The following is a 2,627-nucleotide window of genomic DNA, read 5'->3' on the forward strand; positions in this document are numbered from 1 at the left end:
AGAAATTCTTCGCGCTGCAGAAATGGCTGCCCTATGATTAGCGATCAAAAAATCGAAGTCCATAAGTGCCCACTCCATGTCAGTCTTTTGGCATGCAAAAAAACAAGAATGCGCCGATGGATACACTCCAGCATCAGGCAGATGCATCCATAAAAACCACACTCCAAAACCTTGAACAAGCTGGCCCTCAAGCGCCTGACACACTGGATACCAGCAACAGCAAGCTCTGCTCCCAGTAAAAGCGGCTGTCAGAAAATGGCATTCAGACGGACTTCTGCCGTGTCACACGCATGCAACACCATGGCATAAGAATGCGACGGCTACGCCCAACTTTTCAAGGAGTATCCGATGAGCAGCCCAATCAAAACCAGCCACGCCAGCACAAGCTACGACGATAACGAAATCGTCAACCACTCGCCCAATACGCACATCGACGACGTTCTCGCCGTGCGCCTGAGCCGCCGCCAGACCCTGATGGGTGGCGTGGGTGCTACCACGGCGATGATGTTCGGCACCGTCGGCCTGAGCGCCTGCCTTGGTGGCGGTAGCGGCGGTGACAGCAGTGGTAGCGGCACAGGAGGCGGTGCTGGAGGTACTGGCGGAGGCGGCAGCACACCGCTGGCGCTCGGCTTCAAACCTGTCGCCAAGAACAAGCTTGATCTGGTCACCGTGCCCGAGGGCTATCAGGTGGCCATCCTGCATGCGCTGGGCGACCCGCTGCACTTCAGCGATCCGGACTGGAAAGGCGACGGCAGCGAAAGCGCCGATTCCTACAACCGCCGCATCGGCGACGGCCACGACGGCATGTACTACTTCGGTCTTTCCGACGGCGGCAAGTACCAGGCCGAGCGCTCCGACCGCGGCCTGCTCGCCGTCAACCACGAGTACGTAGTCCAACCCTTCGTGCTGCACCCCAATGGCAAAACCGCCGGCAGTGCCCGAGTCCCGGCCGAAGCCGAGAAGGAAATCTACGCCCACGGCGTCAGCATCTGTGAAGTCAGACGTGGCGCCAGCGGCAACGAGATGGCCATGGTGCGCGGTTCGCGCTTTAACCGCCGCATCACCTCGGCAACCGAAATGGCATTTGGCGGCCCGGTCAAGGGTAATGCGCTGGTACAGACCAAGTTCTCGCCCGACGGCAGCAAAACCCGTGGCACCAACAACAACTGCGCCAACGGCTATACGCCATGGGGCACCTACCTCGCCTGCGAAGAGAACTACCTCAATGTGATCAGCCGTGCCGACGGTGACGATGCCAAGCGTACGCCCAAGGAAGTCGTCGCACTCAAACGCTACGGTCTGCCTCAGAAACGCACGTCGCCTTATGCCTGGGAAAGCGCCGGCACTGATGATCTGTTCGCCCGCTGGACGTCTTCGGCCACCGGCCTAACAGCCATGGACGACTACCGCAACACCATCAACACCTTCGGCTGGGTGGTCGAGATCGACCCGTTTGCCCCCGACTCCACGCCGGTTAAACGCTCGGCACTCGGCCGCTTCAACCACGAAGGCGCGTGGCCGGCGCCGGCCGTAGCCGGCCAGCCCATCGTGATCTACTCCGGCGACGATGCGCGCAACGAATATATCTACAAATTCGTCTCCAAGGCGCTGTGGGACCCCAAAGACGCCAACGGAGGCCTGGCGGCAGGCGCCAAGTATCTGGACGAGGGCATGCTCTACGTCGCCAAGTTCAACGCCGATGGATCGGGCCAGTGGCTGGAGCTGACTTTCGGCAAGAACGGCCTGAACAGCAGTAACGCTACCTACGCTTTCGCCGATCAGGCCGACGTGGTGACACACTGCCGCCTCGCAGCCGACGTCCTTGGCGCGACCAAGATGGATCGCCCGGAATGGGGCGCGGTCAATCCGCTCAACGGCGAGGTCTACATGACTCTGACCAACAACAGCAACCGTGTCGCCACCACGGCCACGCCGACCGGCAGCCAGCTCAAGCCCGATGCTGCCAACCCGCGCTACTACGAAGACAGCTTCATCAATCCCGACAACACGACCAAAATCAACAAGGGCAACCCCAACGGCCACATCATCCGCTGGCGCGAGGCGGGCAATAGCGTTGCCGCCACCGCCTTCGCCTGGGACATCTACCTGTTCGGCGCCCAGGCCGATGCTGCGGCCGATATCAACCTGTCGGGCCTTAGCAACGACAACGACTTCTCCAGCGCGGATGGCCTGTATTTCGACAAGCGCGGCATGCTGTGGATACAGACCGATGATGGGGCTTACACCGATGTCACCAACTGCATGATGCTGGCCGCCGTGCCGGGCAAGGTAGGTGATGGCGGCAAGGTCACCGCAGCCGGCGGCACCGCCACCATCAAGGGTGCGAGCGCAACGGCCAGCAGCGTGCGCCGCTTTCTGGTCGGCCCGAAAGACTGCGAAATCACCGGTATTGTAGTGACGCCGGATGCAAAAACGCTGTTCTTCAATGTGCAGCATCCGGGTGAAGACGGCACGCTGACGGCACCGAGCAGCGCCTGGCCGGCCAGCCAGACCGACAGCGCATCCAAAGCCCGCCCGCGTTCGGCCACGGTGGTAGTCACGCGTATTGATGGCGGCGTGATCGGCGTTTAAGTCCGCAGCAGCGTCTTCACACGCAAAAACGCCAC

Annotated in this window: 1 protein-coding gene; it reads left to right on the forward strand. The window is 61.2% G+C overall.

Annotation, left to right across the window (positions count from 1 at the left end):
* Positions 1-348 precede the first annotated feature (348 nt).
* Positions 349-2,592 carry a PhoX family protein gene (locus tag ACRC1E_RS13465; protein ID WP_438515603.1) on the forward strand — a complete coding sequence of 748 codons (2,244 nt, stop codon included), beginning with the start codon at positions 349-351 and terminating at the stop codon, positions 2,590-2,592.
* Positions 2,593-2,627 lie beyond the last annotated feature (35 nt).

This window comes from Craterilacuibacter sp., assembly GCF_051659485.1.
Lineage (GTDB): Bacteria > Pseudomonadota > Gammaproteobacteria > Burkholderiales > Chromobacteriaceae > Craterilacuibacter.